This is a genomic window from Methylobacterium sp. BTF04 (assembly GCF_010692745.1).
Lineage (GTDB): Bacteria > Pseudomonadota > Alphaproteobacteria > Rhizobiales > Beijerinckiaceae > Methylobacterium.
In genome coordinates, this window is record NZ_JAAHTB010000003.1 from 96,548 (window position 1) to 115,621 (window position 19,074).

At 68.8% G+C, this 19,074-nt stretch carries 14 protein-coding genes and 1 tRNA gene; 10 read left to right on the top strand and 5 right to left on the bottom strand.

Going from position 1 to position 19,074, the window contains the following annotated elements; all coding sequences use genetic code 11:
- Nucleotides 1-18: 18 nt before the first annotated feature.
- Nucleotides 19-2,052 (bottom strand): TonB-dependent receptor, encoded by a 2,034-nt coding sequence (locus G3T14_RS03075; protein WP_163639903.1) that lies wholly within the window; start codon nucleotides 2,050-2,052, stop codon nucleotides 19-21.
- A 263-nt stretch (nucleotides 2,053-2,315) separates the two neighbouring features.
- Nucleotides 2,316-2,765, bottom strand: a complete 450-nt coding sequence (gene nikR, locus G3T14_RS03080; RefSeq protein WP_163639904.1) for a nickel-responsive transcriptional regulator NikR — start codon at nucleotides 2,763-2,765, stop codon at nucleotides 2,316-2,318.
- A 259-nt stretch (nucleotides 2,766-3,024) separates the two neighbouring features.
- Here nikR and G3T14_RS03085 point away from each other — a divergent pair, with 259 nt between their 5' ends.
- Complete coding sequence (locus G3T14_RS03085) at nucleotides 3,025-3,657, top strand: recombinase family protein (RefSeq protein WP_163639906.1); 633 nt, start codon at nucleotides 3,025-3,027, stop codon at nucleotides 3,655-3,657.
- Between the two features lie 22 nt (nucleotides 3,658-3,679).
- On the opposite strand, the gene G3T14_RS03090 is transcribed toward G3T14_RS03085, so the two are convergent.
- Nucleotides 3,680-5,248 carry an integrase family protein gene (locus tag G3T14_RS03090; protein WP_163639908.1) on the bottom strand — a complete coding sequence of 523 codons (1,569 nt, stop codon included), beginning with the start codon at nucleotides 5,246-5,248 and terminating at the stop codon, nucleotides 3,680-3,682.
- Between the two features lie 63 nt (nucleotides 5,249-5,311).
- On the opposite strand from G3T14_RS03090, the gene G3T14_RS03095 reads away from it, so the two are divergent.
- Nucleotides 5,312-5,451, top strand: a tRNA-Gly gene (locus G3T14_RS03095).
- Nucleotides 5,452-5,623: 172 nt separating this feature from the next.
- Here G3T14_RS03095 and G3T14_RS03100 read toward each other — a convergent pair.
- Nucleotides 5,624-6,082 (bottom strand): Lrp/AsnC family transcriptional regulator, encoded by a 459-nt coding sequence (locus G3T14_RS03100; protein WP_163639910.1) that lies wholly within the window; start codon nucleotides 6,080-6,082, stop codon nucleotides 5,624-5,626.
- Between the two features lie 137 nt (nucleotides 6,083-6,219).
- Between G3T14_RS03100 and G3T14_RS03105 the strand changes: the two genes are divergently transcribed.
- The 7 genes from G3T14_RS03105 (at nucleotide 6,220) to G3T14_RS03135 (ending at nucleotide 17,659) form a co-directional block, all read left to right on the top strand.
- Nucleotides 6,220-9,738, top strand: coding sequence for an indolepyruvate ferredoxin oxidoreductase family protein (locus G3T14_RS03105; RefSeq protein ID WP_163639912.1), 3,519 nt, complete (start codon nucleotides 6,220-6,222; stop codon nucleotides 9,736-9,738).
- A 9-nt stretch (nucleotides 9,739-9,747) separates the two neighbouring features.
- Nucleotides 9,748-10,875, top strand: a complete 1,128-nt coding sequence (locus tag G3T14_RS03110) for an acyl-CoA dehydrogenase family protein (protein ID WP_163639914.1) — start codon at nucleotides 9,748-9,750, stop codon at nucleotides 10,873-10,875.
- 10 nt (nucleotides 10,876-10,885) lie between these two features.
- Nucleotides 10,886-12,070: an acetyl-CoA C-acyltransferase gene (locus G3T14_RS03115; RefSeq protein ID WP_163639916.1), complete on the top strand. Its 1,185-nt coding sequence runs from the start codon at nucleotides 10,886-10,888 to the stop codon at nucleotides 12,068-12,070.
- A gap of 9 nt (nucleotides 12,071-12,079) precedes the next feature.
- Entirely contained in the window at nucleotides 12,080-12,829 is a 750-nt protein-coding gene (locus tag G3T14_RS03120; protein WP_163639918.1) for an SDR family NAD(P)-dependent oxidoreductase, read from the top strand.
- A gap of 35 nt (nucleotides 12,830-12,864) precedes the next feature.
- Complete coding sequence (locus tag G3T14_RS03125; RefSeq protein ID WP_163639920.1) at nucleotides 12,865-13,887, top strand: Glu/Leu/Phe/Val dehydrogenase dimerization domain-containing protein; 1,023 nt, start codon at nucleotides 12,865-12,867, stop codon at nucleotides 13,885-13,887.
- Nucleotides 13,888-14,074: 187 nt separating this feature from the next.
- Entirely contained in the window at nucleotides 14,075-14,473 is a 399-nt protein-coding gene (locus tag G3T14_RS03130) for a hypothetical protein (protein ID WP_163639922.1), read from the top strand.
- 648 nt (nucleotides 14,474-15,121) lie between these two features.
- Nucleotides 15,122-17,659 carry an HWE histidine kinase domain-containing protein gene (locus tag G3T14_RS03135; RefSeq protein WP_163639932.1) on the top strand — a complete coding sequence of 846 codons (2,538 nt, stop codon included), beginning with the start codon at nucleotides 15,122-15,124 and terminating at the stop codon, nucleotides 17,657-17,659.
- Nucleotides 17,660-17,663: 4 nt separating this feature from the next.
- Here G3T14_RS03135 and G3T14_RS03140 read toward each other — a convergent pair whose 3' ends face one another.
- On the bottom strand, nucleotides 17,664-18,236 hold the full coding sequence (locus G3T14_RS03140; protein WP_163639934.1) for a biliverdin-producing heme oxygenase: 573 nt from the start codon (nucleotides 18,234-18,236) through the stop codon (nucleotides 17,664-17,666).
- A gap of 262 nt (nucleotides 18,237-18,498) precedes the next feature.
- On the opposite strand from G3T14_RS03140, the gene G3T14_RS03145 reads away from it, so the two are divergent.
- Nucleotides 18,499-18,966, top strand: a complete 468-nt coding sequence (locus G3T14_RS03145) for a tellurite resistance TerB family protein (protein ID WP_163639936.1) — start codon at nucleotides 18,499-18,501, stop codon at nucleotides 18,964-18,966.
- The last annotated feature ends 108 nt before the right edge of the window (nucleotides 18,967-19,074 follow it).

Sequence of the window (19,074 nt, forward strand, 5' to 3'; positions counted from 1 at the left end):
TCTCCAGCCCACGCCTGCCTAAAACCGGCCTGCCAGTGTCAGCCGTACCGCCGTCGGCTCCACCGGATGGAAGTGCTTATCGGCCACGCCCTCGGCCGCCTCTCCAGGCAGGCGCGACTGATAGAAATAGGTGATCTGGTCGGCCTTCGCGTTGGTGAGGTTGAGGATGTCGAGGGAGAGGCTGAACCCATTGTCGAAGTTGTAGCCGATGCGGCCGTTGAGCAGGGCGGTCGCCTTCGAGCGCGCCGAGTTGTCCTCGATGAGCGGACGTGGACCGAAGTACCGGAAGCGTAGGGATCCGAACCATCCCAGCGGCTCGCCGAACGTGATCCCAGCCGCCGCGATCGTGGTTGGCGCCTCGGGGATACGGTTGCCAACCGGGTCATAGGACGAGAACCGGGCGTTGGTGATGGTGAGGTCGCCATCGAGAGCGAGCCAGGGCGTGACCGTGTAGTGGTTGGTCCACTCGACGCCGAAGCGTCGGCTCGGGCGGCTCGGCTCGGTGGTGCCGGTGTCGCCCTGGAACAGATTCTCTGAAGCGAAGTCGAGCCGGAAGAGCGTGACCGCCGTCTCCAAGCCCGCGATCGAGCGGTTACGGATGCCGACCTCGTAGCCCTCCGAAGGCACGAGGAAGGGCGAGCGGGTGGTGTTGAACAGCGAACTCGTCGGATCGACGGTCGCGGTGACGCCGCGCACGTCGTTCGAGTGGAAGCCGCCGCCGTAGTTCACGAACAACTCCGTATCGAACCACGGTCCGAGCACGAGGCCGAGCTTGGGGTTCGCGATGCTGTCGCGCGCCTTGCCGGAGTTGGCGGCCGTATCCGAGACCACATCGGCGTAATAGGTATCGACACGGAAGCCGACGCTGGTGCGCAACCAGTCGGTCCAGCGCAGCCGGTTGTCGAAGTAGAACGCCCCGCTCGCCTCCAGCACCCGGTCATCGAGCACGGTGGAGAGGTAGCGGCGCTGTGCCGTGTTGAAGAGACCGACCCGGATGCTGTCGGTCCGTGTCTGGATGCCGATTTCGTTTTCCATGGGGAGGCCGAACAGGTCGCCCTTGAACACGCGTGAGACCTCACCGCCGCCGAGGATGCGCTGATCGACCTGGTGAAACTGGTCACCGTCGATGGGGTTGTTGAGGAAATACGTGAAGTCGTTGAACAGGTTCATCTGGTAGCGGATCACGTAGGCCGAGGCCCGCGTCACGCCACCCTCATCCGACTGGCTCCACCGCCCCGAAAGGGAGAACCGGCTGGTATCGCCGCCATCGGTCGGGTTGAGCGTGCCGAACCGGCCGATGATGCCTTCCGAAACCGCACGCTCGGGGATCTGGTTGGTGGCGGTCCAGCGTCCCGCATAGGCCATGCCGGTGACCGAGAACCCGTCGAGTTGGGTGCCTTGGCTGTAGCGGGCGACGCCGTTCACCTTCCGCAGGCGGTCGGGCACGTCCCAGGGGCCATCGTACGCCTGCGCCTCACCGGCGACGAGCAGGGTGCCTGCGCCGAGCGGCGCCGACGCGATCGTAAGCGCCCGCTTGTAGCCGAAGCTGCCGAAAGTGGTCAGCGCAACGTTGCGTTCGGTCTTGTCGAGGTAGTCGATCCGCACCGAACCGGCCGACGCGAAGTCACCGTCGCGCGCGAAGTACGGCCCTTTGTGGAATTCGACCCCGCCGACCAGCTCGGGGATCAGGAAGTTAAGATCGGCATAGCCCTGCCCGTGGGCGTGGGTGCGCATGTTCACCGGCATGCCGTCCACGGTGAGCGCGAGGTCGGTGCCGTGGTCCAGGTTGAACCCGCGCAGGAAATACTGGTTGGCCTTCCCCTCTCCCGAGTGCTGCGTCACGATCAAGCCGGGGACGGCCTCCAACACCTCACCGGGGCGCGTGACGGGACGACTGTTGAGCGCCGCCCCACCGATGAAGCCCGCGCTTGCGGCGTCCACGGTTGCAAGCGCCCCGCCGATTCCCGTCACACCGCCAACGTAGCCCGAACTGGCGTTGGGCGTCGTGGCTATCGGAACATCCGACGTGACCGAGAGTTCGGACAGGCTCACCGCCTCGGGTGCGACCGGTTCCGCCCATGCGTTGCCGCCCCCTGCAAGCAGGAGGCTGGCCGCCGTGCAAAACACGGAATGCCGTAGGCGCGGACCTACAGGGTGCTGGCGGACGGCAAGGCGATCATTGGAGGTGCACACCGGTGTTCCGGGGTAAGGGTGACGACATCCCTGACTTGGCACGCCTTGCGTAGGAGAAACATACGCAAAGCTCACACTTCAGGATTATCGCCACCCGTGTTGCGCGCAGAGCAACATCCTGGTCAGTCAGCGGCACCGTCACCGTGCTGGTGATTGTGCCCGGCGTGCTCGCCGTCGCCTTCAGGGATCAGGTGCAGATGGCCGTAGCGCACACCACGTTGTGTGGTCACGGTGTCAGCATAGGTCTGCATGGCGGACATCGACCCACGCAGGACGGCGACCTCAAGACAGTCGTCTCGCGTCAGATGGACGTGCATGCTGGCGACCGAAACACCATGGTGGTGCCCCTCGTCTGTCAGGCGGCGCGCCAAGTCGCGCGTGCCATGGCTGTAGACGTAGCTTAGGGCTCCGTAGAATGGGGTGTCGCCTGCAAGCGCCGCCTGTGATGGCGCGACCGCATCACGGACGATATCGCGCACGGCCTCCGACCGGCTGCCGTAACCGCGTCGCTCGCAAAGCTCATCAACGGCAGCCAGCAAGTCGTCATCAATGGTGATCGTGATGCGCTGCATGTCCGTCCTGTGCGCTAGTCAGCTGCCTTGGTAGGGGCATCGAAGCTTGGTGAACAGCCTGCGCGATGCACAGAGCCCGACAGTGATGTCACTCAAAATTTTCGCCACGGTGATAGTCGATACGTGAACCTTTTCGTCCGCTAGACTATGGTTTTACGGACAGTCGGGGAGGTATCCGTTTTGCCGTCCGTAAGGGTTGATTTATCCATACGGACATGCTTTCTTACGTACATAACCTGTACGGACAGATCTTAGATTCATGCAAACCATCTTGTACGCTCGCGTCTCGACCGCCGATCAAACGAGCGCGCACCAGCGAACCCTGGCCGAGAAGGCCGGCTTCAAGATCGATGAGGTGGTGGCGGACGAGGGCGTTTCGGGCATCACCACCTGCCTCAGGGATAGGCCACAAGGCCGCCGGCTGTTCGACATGCTTCGGAGCGGCGACACCCTGGTCGTGCGCTGGGTGGACCGTCTGGGCCGGAATTACGTGGACGTGTGCGATACAATCAGGGAGTTCATGAGGAGGGGGGTCATCATACGAACCGTCATCAACGGCCTGACCTTCGACGGGGCGACGACGGACCCGATGCAGCAGGCAGTCCGGGACGCGCTCATCGGGTTCATGGCGGCCACGGCGCAGGCGCAGGCTGAGGCCAACCGGATCACGCAACGGTCCGGCATCGACCACGCCAAGGAGCGCGAGGGCGCCTATCGGGGCCGGAAGCCGAGCTTCACCAAGGCCGAGTTGGACGCGGTGAGGGACGGCCTTAGCCGAGGCGATGGCATCAGTGGCATCGCAGCCGGTACAGGGCTCTCCCGCCAGACCATCTATCGCATCCGGGACACCCCCGCCGAGGCAGAAGCCGCGATCGCTCGTTGGACCCTGTGATCGGCATCATGCGCAAGGTCGGTCAAGCGGCCAAAGAGGATCGCTTGACCGATTGTCGCCGAAGGGGACGAGGGCGGGCCTTCGGTAGGGGCAGGGCGTTCAGCGCGTCTCGCTCCCTCTCGTAGGCAGCTAGGATCGCCTCACACCACGCCTCCATCCCTTCCGCTTTGAAGTCGATGCGCTGCGCCATGTCGTAGTGAAGGCGCGTAACGGGGGCTCGCTTTTCTCGCTCGTCCTGGGCCTTGTTGTTCGTGTGGTCCAAGATGGCGCTGGCAATCCCGCCCATCCTTCGCTCACCGAGCCAGGTGGCCAAGGCACGTCGCGTATCGTGAGGCGTCCATCGCCGAATGCCATGCTGTTCGAAAAGGTTGTCCCGAACCGCTCGATCCCCCTTGCCGTTCACAAGCCCCTGAAGGCGCGCCAGGAGCTGGTTTATGGCCTCGGGGGCGATGTGCTTCGCACCGCGCCGAGACGGAAAAAGAACGGGTCTGGATTCTCCAACACGCTCGGCGGCATCCTCGCGCCAGTAGCGGTCCATCGCGTCCCAGGCGGTCGGAGGAATAGGCAGGGCATGGGGTAGCCCGGACTTCATGACGGCACCCGTCCAGCCCATCACTCTCCATCCAGGGCGCTTCGGATCCTCTAGGGGCACACAGGAAGCCACCTCGGTCTTGGTGAGTGCCCCCGTCCGCTGGCCGGTGAGGATGACGGCCCAGAGAGCGCCGAGGGCGCCGGGGCTGGTCGCGTGTTCAGTTTGCCCCAGTGAGCGATGTCGCTCGGCCAAGGCGAGCGTTCGCGCAAGTTCCTCAACGGTCGGAACGTGGTCCTTCTTGCCCGGCTGGTAATCCACCTGGCACCGCTCCCACCAGGGAAAATCGACCTTCACGAGACGGCAGCGCCGGGCCTCCTGTTTCCATCCCCATGCCATCGCCTCGCCGAACTGACGCATCACACGCTTGGCTGCGCTACGTGCCACCGTGTCGAGAACCTCGTCCCGGACTCTGAGAAGTTCGTTGAGGTTGAGGTTGGCGACCGTCTGCCAACCAAGGCGGTCGAGTTCAGGATGCCGGAGGTAGCGCTCGTATTGTGGACGGTAGGTATCCTTCAGTTTCGGCATCTTCCACGCGAGGAATTTCTCGCGGAGGTCAGCCCAGGTCCATGGGCCGTTGCGAAGGCGATCTTCCTCGTTGGGCTCCTCGACCGCCTCGGGCCACGCCACATTGAGGGCATGTGCCTCGTCCCCGCCGGTGCGCTTTAGGACGCTCTCGAATGCATGAAGCTCAAGCTTGGGATCGTGCCAGGTCGCGCCTGCGAGAGCGAGACGTGCCCTTTCAGCCTGGTCGCGCGCCTGAGCCAGGGTAATCACGGACGCATCGCCGATCCGAAGCGTGCCTGCCTTGCCCTTCCGCAACCACGTTGCGGATCGGCGCGTGACGCGGAGAACAAGTCCCGTGCAGGCCTCATCCACCATGTCCAGACCGCGTCCTGGCACCTCCCCCTTCGCGATGAGCGACCGGGCGCGGATAACATGTCCCGCGGTCAACTTGCAGCGCTCACGGGCGTAGGACCCCCGTCCCTCGGGCTTGGCCATTTAGGATGCTCCGGCTGGATACCACCGGGATACCAACCGCAGTATTCCCCCTTCCGCAAGGGGGCGGGTACGGGAATCCGTAGAAAATCATCTATGCATCAATGGTTTGGTGAACGATCCCCAGGCGGCCCGTAGAGGCTTCAAACGCAATCGGTCAGCCTTCCAAGCTGAATACCCGGGTTCGATTCCCGGTACCCGCTCCACTTTCCCTATTCCAGTGTTCCCTCTGTCTGCGTGGCTCGACGGGTTGAGTCGCGTGTGGCCGTTACGGCGCTGGCCGGCATCGTCGTGCACTACGTCCGGGAACGCTTCGGACCCGCCAGAGGCCATCGCAGCGGCGATCCCCTCGCGCCGGAAAAGCTCGGCGATGCGGGATCAGTTGGTCTTCTTGAGAAACATCCTCAGGGAGAAACTCGACTGGATCCGCGCCACGCCGGGCACCTTGGTGAGTTCCCCGATCACGGTCTGGTAATGGTCGAGCGAGCGGACGGCGGCCCGCAACAGGTAATCAGCGCTTCCCGACGTCAGGTAGCCTTCGAGCACCTCGGGCATGCGCGCGACTCGGATTTCGAATTCGCGCAGGACGTCCTCGACCTGGCGCTCGAGCGTCACCGAGATGAAGGCGGTCATGCCGCCGATCAGCTTGGCCTCGTCGAGGACGGCGACGTATTTGAGGATGTAGCCTTCGGCTTCGAGACGGCGGACCCGGCGCAGGGTCGGCGTCAGGCTCAGGCCGATCGCGTCGGCGACCTCCTGTCCGCTCTTGCGGCCGTCGCGCGCCAGCTCATCCAGGATCTTGCGATCGTACCCGTCTATCGAGCGGTCTTGGCGCATTCCAACTAACGATACCCGATCCCTGGTCCGATCCACCTAATCCACGCCGCGCGGCGGCGTCAATTTGGTTCCCGCCGTCGCTCCGCAAAGCCTAGCTTCCGGCCCGGCGGAGCGGACCGCCCGAGGGCGTCGAGGCGATGACGGTTGGAGCGGGCGGGAACGGGGCGAGCGAGACCGCGCCGAACACCCGCGTCACGAGCCTCGAACAGATTTACAACGCCGTCGACGGCCCGACCTTCATGACCGGCATCCAGGCGCTGGTCCGCCTGCCGCTGATGCAGCGCCGCTTCGACCGCCACGCCGGCCACGACACGGCCGGCCTCGTCTCGGGCTATCGCGGATCGCCCCTCGGGGCCTACGACCAGCAGCTCTGGAAGGCCAAGAGCTTCCTCGACGACCACGACGTGGTGTTCCAGCCGGGCCTCAACGAGGATCTCGCGGCCACCGCGCTCTGGGGCGCGCAGATGCACCGCGCCTACGGCCCGACGCGCGTCGAGGGCGTGTTCGGGATCTGGTACGGCAAGGGGCCGGGGGTGGACCGCTCGGGCGACGTCTTCCGCACCGCCAACGTCCTCGGGACGTCGCCGCTCGGCGGGGTGCTGGCGGTGGCGGGCGACGACCATGCGGCCCAATCCTCGATGTACCCGCACCAGACCGACGGGATCTTCCGCTCGGTGATGATGCCGGTGCTCCAGCCGGCCGATGTCGGGGAGATCCTCTCACTCGGGATGGCGGGCATCGCCCTGTCGCGCTTCAGCGGCCTGTGGGTGGCGCTGAAGACGGTGGCGGAGGTGGTCGAGAGCGCCGCCTCCTTCACGCTTCCCGACGCCCATCCCCGCTTCCTCGCCCCGGCCGCGATGGTGCCCGGCCACGGCCTCAACTGGGATCCGCGGATCACGTGGCCGGGGCAGCGGGCGGAGTTGGAGCGGCGCCTCGTCGAGGAGCGCCTGCCCGCCGCAATCGCCTGGGCGGCAGCGAACGGAATCGACCGGCCCATCATCCGGGCGGCGTCGACCCGTCTCTGCGTGGTCACGGTGGGAAAGGCGCACCAGGACCTGATGCAGGCCCTGAACAATCTCGGGCTGACGCCGGCGGCCGCGAGCGCCCTCGGCGTCTCGGTCTACAAGGTCGCGATGAGCTGGCCGCTCGACACCGGCAGCCTGCTCGCCTTCGCCGAGGGCTGCGAGGAGATCCTCGTGGTCGAGGAGAAGGCGCCGACGGTCGAGGAGCAGATCAAGCACGCCCTCTATCACCGCCCGGCCGAGCGTCGGCCGCGGGTGACGGGGCGGACCGACGAGACCGGTGCCCCGCTCCTGCCCACGGTCATGGAATTCTCCGCGGCCATGGTGGCCCGTGTCCTCGCCGGCCGCCTTCCGGATCGCGAGACCGGCCGGCAGCTGGCGGCCAGGGTCGATGCGGCCGCGGCCCGGAACAGGCCCGAAAACGTCGTTCCCTTTCCCCAGCGCACACCGTTCTTCTGCCCCGGCTGCCCGCACAATTCCTCGACGAAGACGCCGGAGGGGTCGATCAGCGGCGGCGGCATCGGCTGCCACGTCATGGCGCTGTCCCAGCCGTCGCTGAAGACGGCCACCTTCAGCCAGATGGGCGGCGAGGGCGCGCAGTGGATGGGCGCGGCCCCGTTCTCGCAGACGCCGCACATCTTCCAGAACCTCGGCGACGGCACCTACCAGCATTCCGGCCTGCTCGCGATCCGCGCGGCGGTGGCGGCCAGGACGCCGATCACCTTCAAGATCCTGTTCAACGACGCGGTGGCTATGACCGGCGGCCAGCCCGCCGAGGGCGCCCCGACCCCGGCCGCGCTGGCCCGCCAGCTCGCCGCCGAGGGCGTCGGCGACATCCGTCTCGTCGGCGACGAGCCCGCGACCTTGGAAAATGCGGCCGACCTCGGGGCGGGGACGCGGGTGCATCACCGCGACGAGCTCGACGCCGTTCAGCGCGAGCTGCGGACCCGGCCGGGCGTCACCGCCATCGTCTACGTGCAGACCTGCGCGGCCGAGAAGCGGCGGCGGCGCAAGCGGAAACAGCTCGTGGACCCGGACCGCCGCCTCTTCATCAACCCGCGCGTCTGCGAGGGCTGCGGCGACTGCTCGGTCCAGTCGAACTGCATCGCGGTGGAGCCGCTGGAGACGCCGTTCGGGACCAAGCGGCGGATCAACCAGTCGAGCTGCAACAAGGACTTCTCCTGCGTGAAGGGGTTCTGCCCGAGCTTCGTCGAGCTCGAAGGCCCGATCCTGCGCAACCCCGACGGCGACCGGATCGCCGCGTACGAGACCCGCGCTGTCCGCGCCCTGACCGATCCCGCCATCCCCGCGCTCCAGGGCGTGATGAACGTCTACATCGCCGGCATCGGCGGGCTCGGCGTCCTGACCCTGGGGGCGCTGCTCGGGACGGCCGCGCATCTCGCCGGCCTGCGGGCGACGGTGCTCGATTTCACCGGTCTCGCCCAGAAGAACGGCGCCGTGGTCAGTCAGGTCCGGATCGCCGCGCCCGACCGGGCGATCGACGCGGTCCGCATCGGCGAGGGCGACATCGACCTGATGCTGGCCACCGACAGCCTCGTGGCCGTCTCCGCCGACGGGCAGCGCAAGTTCGCCCCCGGACGCACCGCGGTCGTGGTCAACACCGACGAGACGCCGACGGCCGCCATCGTCACCGACCGCGACGCCCGGCTGCCGACGCGGCGCATCGTCGACACCCTCGTCGCCCGGGCGGGCGAGGCCCATACCCTGCGCGCCACGGCGCTGTCGCAGGCCCTGTTCGGCGACCCGATCGCCGCCAACGTGATGCTGGTCGGCTACGCGTGGCAGAAGGGCCTGGTACCGATGCCGCTCTCGGCGCTCCACGGCGCCATCGCGGCCAACGGCACGGCGGTGTCCCTCAACACCCGCGCGCTGGCCTGGGGGCGGCTCGCGGCGACGGATCTCGCCGGGGTCGAGAAGATCGCCGGCCTCGCGCCGGCCGCCCCGCAGAGCGAGACGGTCGCCGAGGTCGTGGCCCGCAACGCCGCCGATCTCGTCGCCTATCAGGATGCGGCCTATGCCGGGCGTTATCGCGATCTGGCGCAGCGCGCCCGATCCGCCGCCCGCGCCTTCGGGCCGGCCGGAGAGGCGTTCGCCCGCGCCGTCGCGGTCCAGGCCTATCGGGTGATGGCCTACAAGGACGAATACGAGGTGGCGCGGCTCTACGCGGAGCCCGCCTTCGCCGCCGCCCTCTCGGCCCGGTTCGCGGGGCAAAAGTCGCTTTCGGTCTGGCTCGCCCCGCCGCTGCTCGCCAAGCGCGATCCCGCGACGCATCGCCCGATCAAGCGCCGGTTCGGCCCGTGGATCTTCCCGGCCCTGCGCCTGCTCGCCAAGGGCAAGGCGTTGCGCGGCACCCCGGTGGATCCGTTCGGCCGCACCCGGGAGCGCCGGGCGGAGCGGGACCTGCGCGATGCCTATCTCGCCCTCGTCGGGCGCCTGTGCGGCGAGCTCGCACCCCACAACCTGGAGGCCGCGACGGCGCTCGCCACGCTACCGGCCGAGATTCGCGGCTTCGGCCCGGTGAAGGAAGCGGCGCTGGCCGCCGCCGCTGACCGGAGGCAAATGCTGATGGACGCGTACGACACCGCCCGCCCCGACGGCGCGAAGGCGGCCTGAGGAGGCATCGTGGTTCTCACCGAGACGCAAACCGCCATCCAGGCCGCCGTACGGGCCTTCGCGCAGGCGCGGATCCGGCCCGGCGCGGCCGCCTGCGAGGCGGCCGGGGGCTATCCCGCCGCCCTGTTCGAGGAGATGGCCGCCCTCGGGCTGATGGGGATGCTGGCGCCCGAGGAGCTGTCCGGCGCAGGCGCCGACACGGTCTCCTATGCGCTCGCCCTGATGGAGATCGCCGCCGCCGACGGGGCGCTCTCGACCATCCTGTCGATCCAGAACTCGATCCTGGTGGGGGGCCTGCTGAAGGACGGCAGCGAGGCGCAGAAGGCGCGGTTCCTGCCGGACCTGATCGCCGGCCGCAGCCTCGGCGCGTTCGCGCTGACGGAAGCGGAAGCGGGGTCCGACGCCGCCGCCCTCCGCACCCGCGCGACCCGGGTGGCGGGCGGCTGGCGGCTCGACGGCGCCAAGCAGTTCATCACCTCCGGCCGGATCGCCAAGATCGCCATGGTGTTCGCCGTCACGGATCCGGAGGCGGGCCGCAAGGGCATCACCGGCTTCCTCGTGCCCACCGACACGCCCGGCTACAGCGTGGAACGGGTCGAGAAGAAGCTCGGCCAGGGCGCCTCGGAGACCTGCGCGCTCCGCCTCGACGCGTGCGTCGTGCCGGACGACCTCGTCTTCGGCCCGGTGGGTCGCGGCTATTCCATCGCGCTCTCGAACCTCGAGGCCGGCCGGATCGGCATCGCGGCGCAATCCGTCGGCATGGCGCAGGCCGCCCTGGAGATCGCCGTCGGCTACGCGCGGGACCGCCGGTCCATGGGCGCGGCGATCATCACGCATCAGGCGGTCGGATTCCGCCTCGCCGACGCCGCAGCCCGCCTCGAGGCCGCGCGCCAGCTCACGCTCCACGCCGCCGCCTTGAAGGATGCCGGGCTGCCCTGCCTCAAGCAGGCGTCGATGGCCAAGCTGGTCGCCTCCGAGACTGCGGAATCCGTCGTCTCCGCGGCGATCCAGACGCTCGGCGGCTACGGCTATCTCGAAGAGTTCGGGCTCGCGAAGATCTACCGCGATGTCCGTGTGTGCCAGATCTACGAAGGCACGTCCGACATCCAGCGCATGCTGATCGCACGCGCGCTCTGAGGGTTCTACGATGCCTGGGGATCCCATCGTCATCGCGGGCTACGCCAGGACCCCCATGGGCGGGTTCCAGGGCGCGCTCGCAGGAGCAACGGCGACGCAGCTCGGGGCGGCCGCGGTGGCGGCGGCGGTCGCGCGCGCCGGACTCGATCCGGCGCGGGTCGACCGGATCTACATGGGCTGCGTGCTGCCGGCCGGGCTCGGGCAGGCGCCGGCCCGGCAGGCGGCCCTGGCCGCCGGCCTGCCGCGCTCCGTCGAGGCCACCACGGTGAACAAGATGTGCGGCTCGGGGATGCAGGCGGCGATCATGGCCGCCGACGCCCTCGACGCCGGGGCCGCGGACGTGGTCGTCGCCGGCGGCATGGAGAGCATGACCAACGCGCCCTTCCTGCTGCCGAAGCACCGCTCCGGCGCGCGGATCGGGCACGACCGGGTCGTCGATTCGATGATGATGGACGGCCTGGAGGACGCCTACGAGCCCGGACGGCCGATGGGGGCGTTCGCCGAGGACACCGCCCGCGCCTACGGGTTCACGCGGGAGGAGCAGGACGCCTACGCGCTGCGCTCGCTCGCCCGCGCCAGGGCGGCCATCGCGGACGGCGCCTTCGAGCAAGAGATCGTACCGGTGGAGATCGCGACGCGGGCAGGCGTCGTCCGCGTGGCGATCGACGAGCAGCCGGGCAAGGCCCGGCCCGAGAAGGTGCCCGCGCTCAAGCCGGCCTTTGCGCAGGACGGCACGATCACCGCGGCGAGCTCCGCCTCGATCTCCGACGGGGCCGCGGCCCTCGTGATGACCCGCGAGAGCGTGGCCGTCCGGCTCGGGCTGCCGGTGCTGGCCCGGGTCGTCGCACGGGGCGGGTATGCGCACGCGCCGGCGCAGTTCGCCACCGCCCCGGTTCCGGCCCTGCGGAAGGTCATCGAACGGGCCGGCTGGACGGTGGGGGACGTCGACCTGTTCGAGGTCAACGAGGCCTTCGCGGTCGTACCGATGATCGCCATGCGCGAACTCGGGATCCCGGCCGAGCGCATGAACGTGAACGGCGGCGCCACCGCGCTCGGGCACCCGATCGGCGCGAGCGGCGCGCGCATCGTCGCGACCCTCCTCGGCGCCCTCGCGGCACGGGAGGCACGGCGCGGCGTCGCCGGAATCTGCATCGGCGGCGGCGAGGCCACCGCCCTCGCCCTCGAACGCGCCTGAGGACCGATCATGGATATCGACAGCATCGCGGCGATCGTCACCGGGGGCGCCTCCGGGCTCGGCGGGGCGACCGCCGAACGGCTCGCCCGCGAGGGCGCCCGCGTCGCCATTCTCGATCTCAACGCGGAGGCGGGCCGGGCGCGGGCGGAGCGGATCGGCGGCCTCTTCGTCCAGACGGACGTCACCGATCCCGACGCGGTCGCGACGGCGGAGGCCGCGCATGGCGTCGCCCGCATCCTCGTCAACTGCGCCGGGGTAGCGCCGGCGGCCAAGGTGATCGGCAAGGACGGCACCCCACACCCGCTCGCCGACTTCCGCCGGGCCGTCGAGATCAACCTCGTCGGCACCTTCAACGTGATGACGCAGTTCGCGGCCCGGCTGGCCACCGCCGAGGCGCTCGGCGAGGAGCGCGGAATCATCGTCAACACCGCCAGCATCGCCGCCTTCGACGGGCAGATCGGGCAGGCCGCCTACGCCGCCTCCAAGGGCGGCGTCGTCGGGCTGACGCTGCCCGTGGCGCGCGAACTCGCCCGGTCTCGCATCCGCGTGATGGCGATCGCGCCGGGCCTGTTCCTCACGCCCATGCTCGAAGGCCTGCCGCAGGCGGCCCAGGATTCCCTCGGCACGCAGGTGCCGCATCCGAGCCGCCTCGGCCGGCCGGAGGAGTTCGCGGATCTCGTCCGCTGCATCGTCGCAAACCTGATGCTGAACGGCGAAGTCGTGCGCCTCGACGGCGCGCTGCGCATGCCGCCGCGCTGACCCCTTCGATCCTCCTCCGTTCGAAAGCCAACACAGTGACCGTATTCCGGCATTCGCAATCCGACCGGCACGAGGCGGTGCTCCACTGCCAGGACCCGGCGAGCGGCCTCAAGGCGATCATCGCGATCCACAGCACGAAACGCGGGCCTGCCCTCGGCGGCTGCCGCATGCTGCCCTACGCCTCCGAGGATGCGGCGCTCTCCGACGCCCTGCGCCTGTCGCGGGGGATGTCGTACAAGAACGCGCTGGCCGGCCTGCCCTGCGGCGGCGGCAAGGCGGTGATCATCGGCGATCCGCGGACGGACAAGACCCCGGACCTGCTGCGGGCGTTCGGGCGCTGCGTCGACATGCTCGGCGGCCGCTACCTCACCGCCGAGGATTCCAACATCTCCACGCCCGACGTCGCCCTGATGCGCGAGACCACGCGGCACGTGCGGCGCGGACCGTTCGATGGATCCGGCGACCCCTCGCCGGTCACGGCCTGGGGCGTGTTCCTCGGGATCAAGGTCGGGCTCGAGCATCGCGGCCTCGACGTGGACGGCGCGACGGTCATCGTCGAGGGCCTGGGCAAGGTCGGCCTCGCGCTGGCGCACTACCTCCACGAGGCCGGCGCCACGCTGCTGGTCTCGGACGTGGATGGGGAAAAGGTGGCGGAGGCGTGCCGCCGCTACCGCGCCGAGGCTTTGGCGCCGGGCAGCGCCCACCGGGCGGCGGCGGACGTGTATTCCCCGAACGCCTACGGCGCGACCCTGAACGCCGTGACGATCCCGGAGATCAGGGCCAGGGTCGTCGCGGGGGGCGCCAACAACCAGCTCGCCACCCCCGAGGATGGCCACCGCCTGCGCGAGGCCGGAATCCTGTACTGCCCGGATTACGTCGTGAATGCCGGCGGCGTGATCCGCCTCCATTCGGACGGGGAGCCGATCGACGTCGAGACCGCCCTGCGCCGCACCGACACGATCGCCGACACCACCCGGCAGATCCTGCGTGCCGCGGATGCCGACGGCATTCCCACGAGCGAGGCGGCCGACCGGATCGCCGAGCGCCTGCTGCGCTGAACCGCCCGGCGCGGGCCGCTACGCAGTGTTCGACGGCCCTGACGGCCTGGACTATCCGGACGGGCGAAGCCGATAAGCTGATCGCTGCGGTGATCGGACGGCCCAGTGGTTCCCCGCGCAGAATTCGGCGAACGAACCATTTGCCGCCTCAGGCCGTTTGCAGCTCCACACAGGGAGAAAACGCGACATGAAGACGTTCTGCGCAATCGCCGCCATCAGTTTGAGCCTGATGGGCTCGGTGGGCTTCGCCTCGGCTCAGTCCTATGGCGGCCGCGATTACGGCTACGGCGACCGCGACGACAGGGACCGCGGCCGTGGCTCGCGCGACCGCGATTACGATGACAGGGATCGGGGCCGTGGGAACGGCGAGCGGAGCCGCGATTATGGAGACCGCCAGAACTCCGGCGGGCGCCAGGACTTCGGAGGGCGCCAGAACTCCGGCGGGCGCCAGAATGGCTTCGACGAAAGCGCCTATATCCGGTGTAATCCCGATGTGCGCCAGGCGCTTGCCAATGGCCAGCTGACCTCGGCCTTCGCGCACTACCAGAAGTTCGGTCGCCGCGAGGGTAGACGCCTCAGCTGCTGACCCGTGCCCGAAGCCCCCAGGGCTCGATCTGCACTCCAGGTGCCGGTCGATGACCTTGGTGGGTCCGGGCGCAACAGGCTCCCTCTCCGGTTTGGGAGAAGGTCGGGGTGTGGGCCGTGGACCATCCGGGCAGGTCGCACACTTCATCCTACCCCCTATCTTCGCGGATAGGGGACTCGCGCTCGCAAGCGATTGCGGGGCCACGGTGTCGATCGGCGCCCCTCGCTCGGCAAGACCACGGCTTCCTGATTTGGGTCGCGCGAAACCGCTGCGTCACCCCGATCCCGACGATGTCGCATCCGGGCTCTCGCTGCCGCCGAGACCCGTGCGAGCGGGATGGCGAGGCGGCCCTCGGTCTCCGATCATAAGGGACGCGGCGTCGCTCGCCAGTTCGGCGATGTGCGGTCCAAACCCCGCATGCGGAGCGGGCTCACCCGCCGCACGCGAGACAGCGCGTGGCCTGCCCGACGAACCAAGAGCGCGGCATTGCCAGCGTCGTTCCGCAGTCGGTCGCGACCGACAGCGCGGTTGTGACGAGACTTTTCCGGGCTTTGCATCGTTATCGCCATGGGCAGGGGCCTGCGCGCACCCTAAGAGCGATCCCCGGACACTCCGAGATTATCGACAGATGCCAACAAAGCCGATGCCATGACCGAAGAAGGCGTCGACCTGACATCGTGCGACCGTGAGCCGATCCATATCCTGGGTGCGGTCCAATCCTTCGGCTTCCTGGTCGCCGTCTCGCCCGATTGGATCGTGGTCCGGGCCTCCGAGAACGCGCCCCGCTGGCTCGGACGCCCGGTCGCGGACATGCTGGGAGAACCGCTGTCGGACATCCTCGACGGAGAGGCGATCCACATCATCCGCGGGCACCTGCAGACCCTGCGCGGCGCGGATGCCATCGACCGCATCTTCGACACCGTCCTGCAGGAGGGCGGCCCCGCCTTCGACATCGCCCTACACCTGTCGGGCGCGGACATCGTCATCGAGGCCGAGCCGAGCACCTCCGAGCATCTGAATGCCGGAAACCTCGTGCGCGGCATGGTCGGCCGCCTGCAGCAGACCACCGGATTCGACCCGTTCTGCCGCGAAGCCGTCCGCCAGATGCGGGCCCTCACCGGCTTCGATCGCGTGATGGTCTATCGCTTCGATTCGGACGAATCGGGCGTGGTCATCGCGGAATCGGTTCGGTCGAACCTCGATCCGTATCTCGGCTTGCACTACCCGGCCTCCGACATCCCGAAGCAGGCGCGCGCGCTCTACGAGCGCAACTGGCTCAGGATCATCGCCGACGTGGACGGCGAGAATTTCGCCGTGCTGCCGCAGCGCGATCCCGAGGGCAGGCCCCTCGACCTGTCGATGAGCACCCTGCGCACGGTGTCGCCGATCCACCTCGAATATCTGCGCAACATGGGCGTAGCGGCCTCGCTGTCGGTGTCGATCCTGCGCGGCGGCAAGCTGTGGGGGCTGTTTGCCTGCCACCACTCCGAGCCGCGCCACATCTCCCTGGAGCGCCGCACCGGCGCCGAGCTGTTCGGGCAGATGTTCTCCTGGATTCTGGAGAGCCGCGAGCGCGAGGCCGAAGTCGCCTACGAGGCCAAGTCGCGCGAGTTGCACAACCGCCTGATGGGGGCGATGGCCTCGGGCGGGACCAGCCTCGAAAACATCACCGGCTTCCTCGACGACATCGCCGGCATCGTCACCTGCGACGGCATCGGCGTCTGGGTGAACGGCCACGTGACCCTGCAGGGCGCGACGCCCACCGTCGAGGAGTTCACCGGCCTCGTCCGCTTCCTCAACCGGACCGCCGCCAGCCGCGCCTTCGCCACGAACGAGATCGGCAAGGTCCATCGGCCGGGGGCCGATTTCACCGAGCGGGCGGCGGGCCTCCTCGCCGTTCCGATCTCGCGGGCACCGCGCGACTTCCTCGTGTTCTTCCGCCGCGAGATCGCCCGTACGGTGACCTGGGCCGGCAATCCCGACAAGCCGGTGACGCCGGGACCCAACGGAATCCGGCTGACCCCGCGCAAGAGCTTCGAGGCTTGGAGCGAAGTGGTCCACGGCCAATCCGCGCCCTGGACCGAGGCGGATCTGCGCATTGCCGAATCGCTGCGCATCACCTTGCTCGAAGTGATCCTGCGGCTGACCGATTCCGCCGAGAAAGAGCGCAAGACCGCGCAGGAACGCCAGGAACTGCTCATCGCCGAGCTGAACCACCGCGTCCGCAACATCCTCAACCTGATCCGCGGCATCGTCGCCCAGAGCCGTTCGGGCACCGACAGCGTCGAGGCGTTCGCGGCGGTGGTCGGCGGCCGCATCCAGGCGCTCGCACGGGCGCACGACCAGATCACCACCACCAACTGGGGGCCGGGGTCGTTGCGCGATCTCATCGCCCTCGAGGCGGAGGCCTATCTCGGGGCGCGCGCGGACCGGGTCTGCCTGGCGGGCGTGGACATGCTGCTGGAGCCGCAGGCCTTCTCGACCCTGGCTCTCGTCGTCCACGAACTGATGACGAATTCGGCGAAGTACGGGGCGCTGTCCGATGGCCACGGCCGGGTCGACGTGCGCTGGGAAACCGACGCGGCCGGGCGCCTCGTGATCCGCTGGTCCGAGACCGATGGCCCGCCGGTGAAGCCCCCGACCCGCCGCGGCTTCGGCACCACCCTGATCGAGCGCTCGATTCCCTACGAATTGCAGGGGGAGGCCGAGATCACCTATGCGCTGGGCGGTGTCACGGGACGCTTCGTCGTGCCCGCGGCCTTCGTTCGCATCGCTCCCGTCACCAAGGCGCCGGCCGGTCTCCGAAACGCCGTGGAGACCGAGCGTTCCGCCCGGCTGTCCGGGACCGCTCTGGTGGTCGAGGACAACATGATCATCGCGCTGGAGGCGGAGGAAATCCTCACTTCCCTCGGGGCGAGCGCGGTCGACATGGCGGCGTCCGTCCACGATGCGCTGCGGCTGATCGAATCGGGCAAGCCGAAATTCGCGCTGCTCGACGTCAATCTCGGCTCCGAGACGAGCGTGCCCGTGGCCCGGCGCCTCGCCGCCCTCGGCACCCCCTTCGCCTTCGCCACCGGCTATGGCGAGAGCTTCCGCATCCCGCCCGAGCTCGGCGACGTGCCGATGATCAAGAAGCCCTACACCGCCGACAGCCTGGGCAAGATGCTGGCCGCTCGCTTTTCCTGAGCGATCAGGGGAGGGCGAGCACTTCGGCCACTTGTGCCGCCTGGAACGCCGCGAAGGCCCGGTGCGCGCCGGCGATGGCGCCGTCGATGTCGGCGCGGGCGGATGCATCCGCCGCCAGCCACGTGGCGAAAGCCGGCCACAGGCGCTGGCCTTCGCCGTGGCGCAGGAAGCGGACGTTGTCGTGGATGTCCGGGCTGGACGAGGCGAGGACGCGACGCAGGATCACCTTGCCGCCGAGGCGGGACCCTTCCAGCACGTAGAGGATACCGGCGATCTCGCCGGGGCTGCAGTCACCGGGATCGGACGTTTTCGCGATGGGCGGCGCCGACAGGCCTGCGAGGTCGGACAGCAGCGCGGCACTGCGCCGGCGCACGGGCCAGTCCGGCAGCACTCCCTCGACGCCCGCCGCCTCCAGGGTTGCTTCCAGGGGCACCAGGGCGACGGCCATGCTCGACAGGAACGCCACGTAGGCCGAGCGCTGCGTCAGATCATGCGCCTCCCAACCCGTGTCGAGGCGGGCATGCGCCTCCGCCGTCGCCTGGCGCAAGGTGGCCCGCAGATCGCCGTCCCGTCCCATGTCCCGTTACTCCCCTCCGCCCCGTGCCGACGAAGCGAGCCGCCTCGTCTTTCGCCTGCGACAACGGTGCAGCCTCCTCCTCATCACAAGCTTTGCCGTTGCAGTCCAGTGCGGGCACGATGCAACGAGATCGCCCGAGGGCCATTGCCTCCTTGTCATCGCCCCGCGGAACGCCGAAGGCGCCGATGACCGGTTCGCCGCGAAGCCCACTCTGCGAAGCCCTATCCGTCCGGCCGAAGGCCACCATGAGCATTGTCCCGCTATGAGCATCTTCCAGGACATCGTCGGCCGCTTCAGCCAGACCGTCACTGCCTATGCGGGCGACAAGGCTCTGATGCAGGCCATGGTCTCGGCCGCCGCCAACGTGATCGTCGCCGACGGCGAGGTGGCGGGCGAGGAGTTCGATACGGCTCTGGCCGGCATGCAGGCCAACCCGATCCTCGAGAAGGGCTACGACCGGCTGATGCTGGAGAGCGAGCTCTACGACGGCATCGCGCGCGCGCGGACCCGGGCGGGACGAGCGGAGAACCTGCGCCTGATCGCGGCCATCGCGACGCGGGGGGCGGACGAGCGCGAGGCCACGTTCCTGATCGCGGCCGATGTGGCGGACCTCGACGGGATCAGCGACACCGAGGATGCGGCCCTCGACGAGATCGCGCACGCCCTCGCGCTCGACAAGGCAACCCTGCTGCGAGCCTCTCCCGTGAAGCGGAAGGCCTTCCCGGTTTAGAGAACCCGCCGCCCGAAACGCACCGGCCGACAACGGTCGTCGCAGCAAAGCCCTTGATCAAAGGACGGCAAGCCTCTAAGCGGGCCGCGTCTTTCGCCCGGCTCGACA

What these genes read in the sequence shown, in the direction of transcription:
- G3T14_RS03085 (WP_163639906.1), top strand. Translation starts at nt 3,025, where the DNA reads ATGCAAACCATCTTGTACGCTCGCGTCTCGACCGCCGATCAAACGAGC.
- G3T14_RS03130 (WP_163639922.1), top strand. Translation starts at nt 14,075, where the DNA reads ATGAAGACGTTCTGCGCAATCGCCGCCATCAGTTTGAGCCTGATGGGC.
- nikR (WP_163639904.1), bottom strand. Translation starts at nt 2,765, where the DNA reads ATGCAGCGCATCACGATCACCATTGATGACGACTTGCTGGCTGCCGTT.
- G3T14_RS03115 (WP_163639916.1), top strand. Translation starts at nt 10,886, where the DNA reads ATGCCTGGGGATCCCATCGTCATCGCGGGCTACGCCAGGACCCCCATG.
- G3T14_RS03100 (WP_163639910.1), bottom strand. Translation starts at nt 6,082, where the DNA reads ATGCGCCAAGACCGCTCGATAGACGGGTACGATCGCAAGATCCTGGAT.
- G3T14_RS03090 (WP_163639908.1), bottom strand. Translation starts at nt 5,248, where the DNA reads ATGGCCAAGCCCGAGGGACGGGGGTCCTACGCCCGTGAGCGCTGCAAG.
- G3T14_RS03140 (WP_163639934.1), bottom strand. Translation starts at nt 18,236, where the DNA reads ATGGGACGGGACGGCGATCTGCGGGCCACCTTGCGCCAGGCGACGGCG.
- G3T14_RS03145 (WP_163639936.1), top strand. Translation starts at nt 18,499, where the DNA reads ATGAGCATCTTCCAGGACATCGTCGGCCGCTTCAGCCAGACCGTCACT.
- G3T14_RS03135 (WP_163639932.1), top strand. Translation starts at nt 15,122, where the DNA reads ATGACCGAAGAAGGCGTCGACCTGACATCGTGCGACCGTGAGCCGATC.
- G3T14_RS03105 (WP_163639912.1), top strand. Translation starts at nt 6,220, where the DNA reads ATGACGGTTGGAGCGGGCGGGAACGGGGCGAGCGAGACCGCGCCGAAC.
- G3T14_RS03120 (WP_163639918.1), top strand. Translation starts at nt 12,080, where the DNA reads ATGGATATCGACAGCATCGCGGCGATCGTCACCGGGGGCGCCTCCGGG.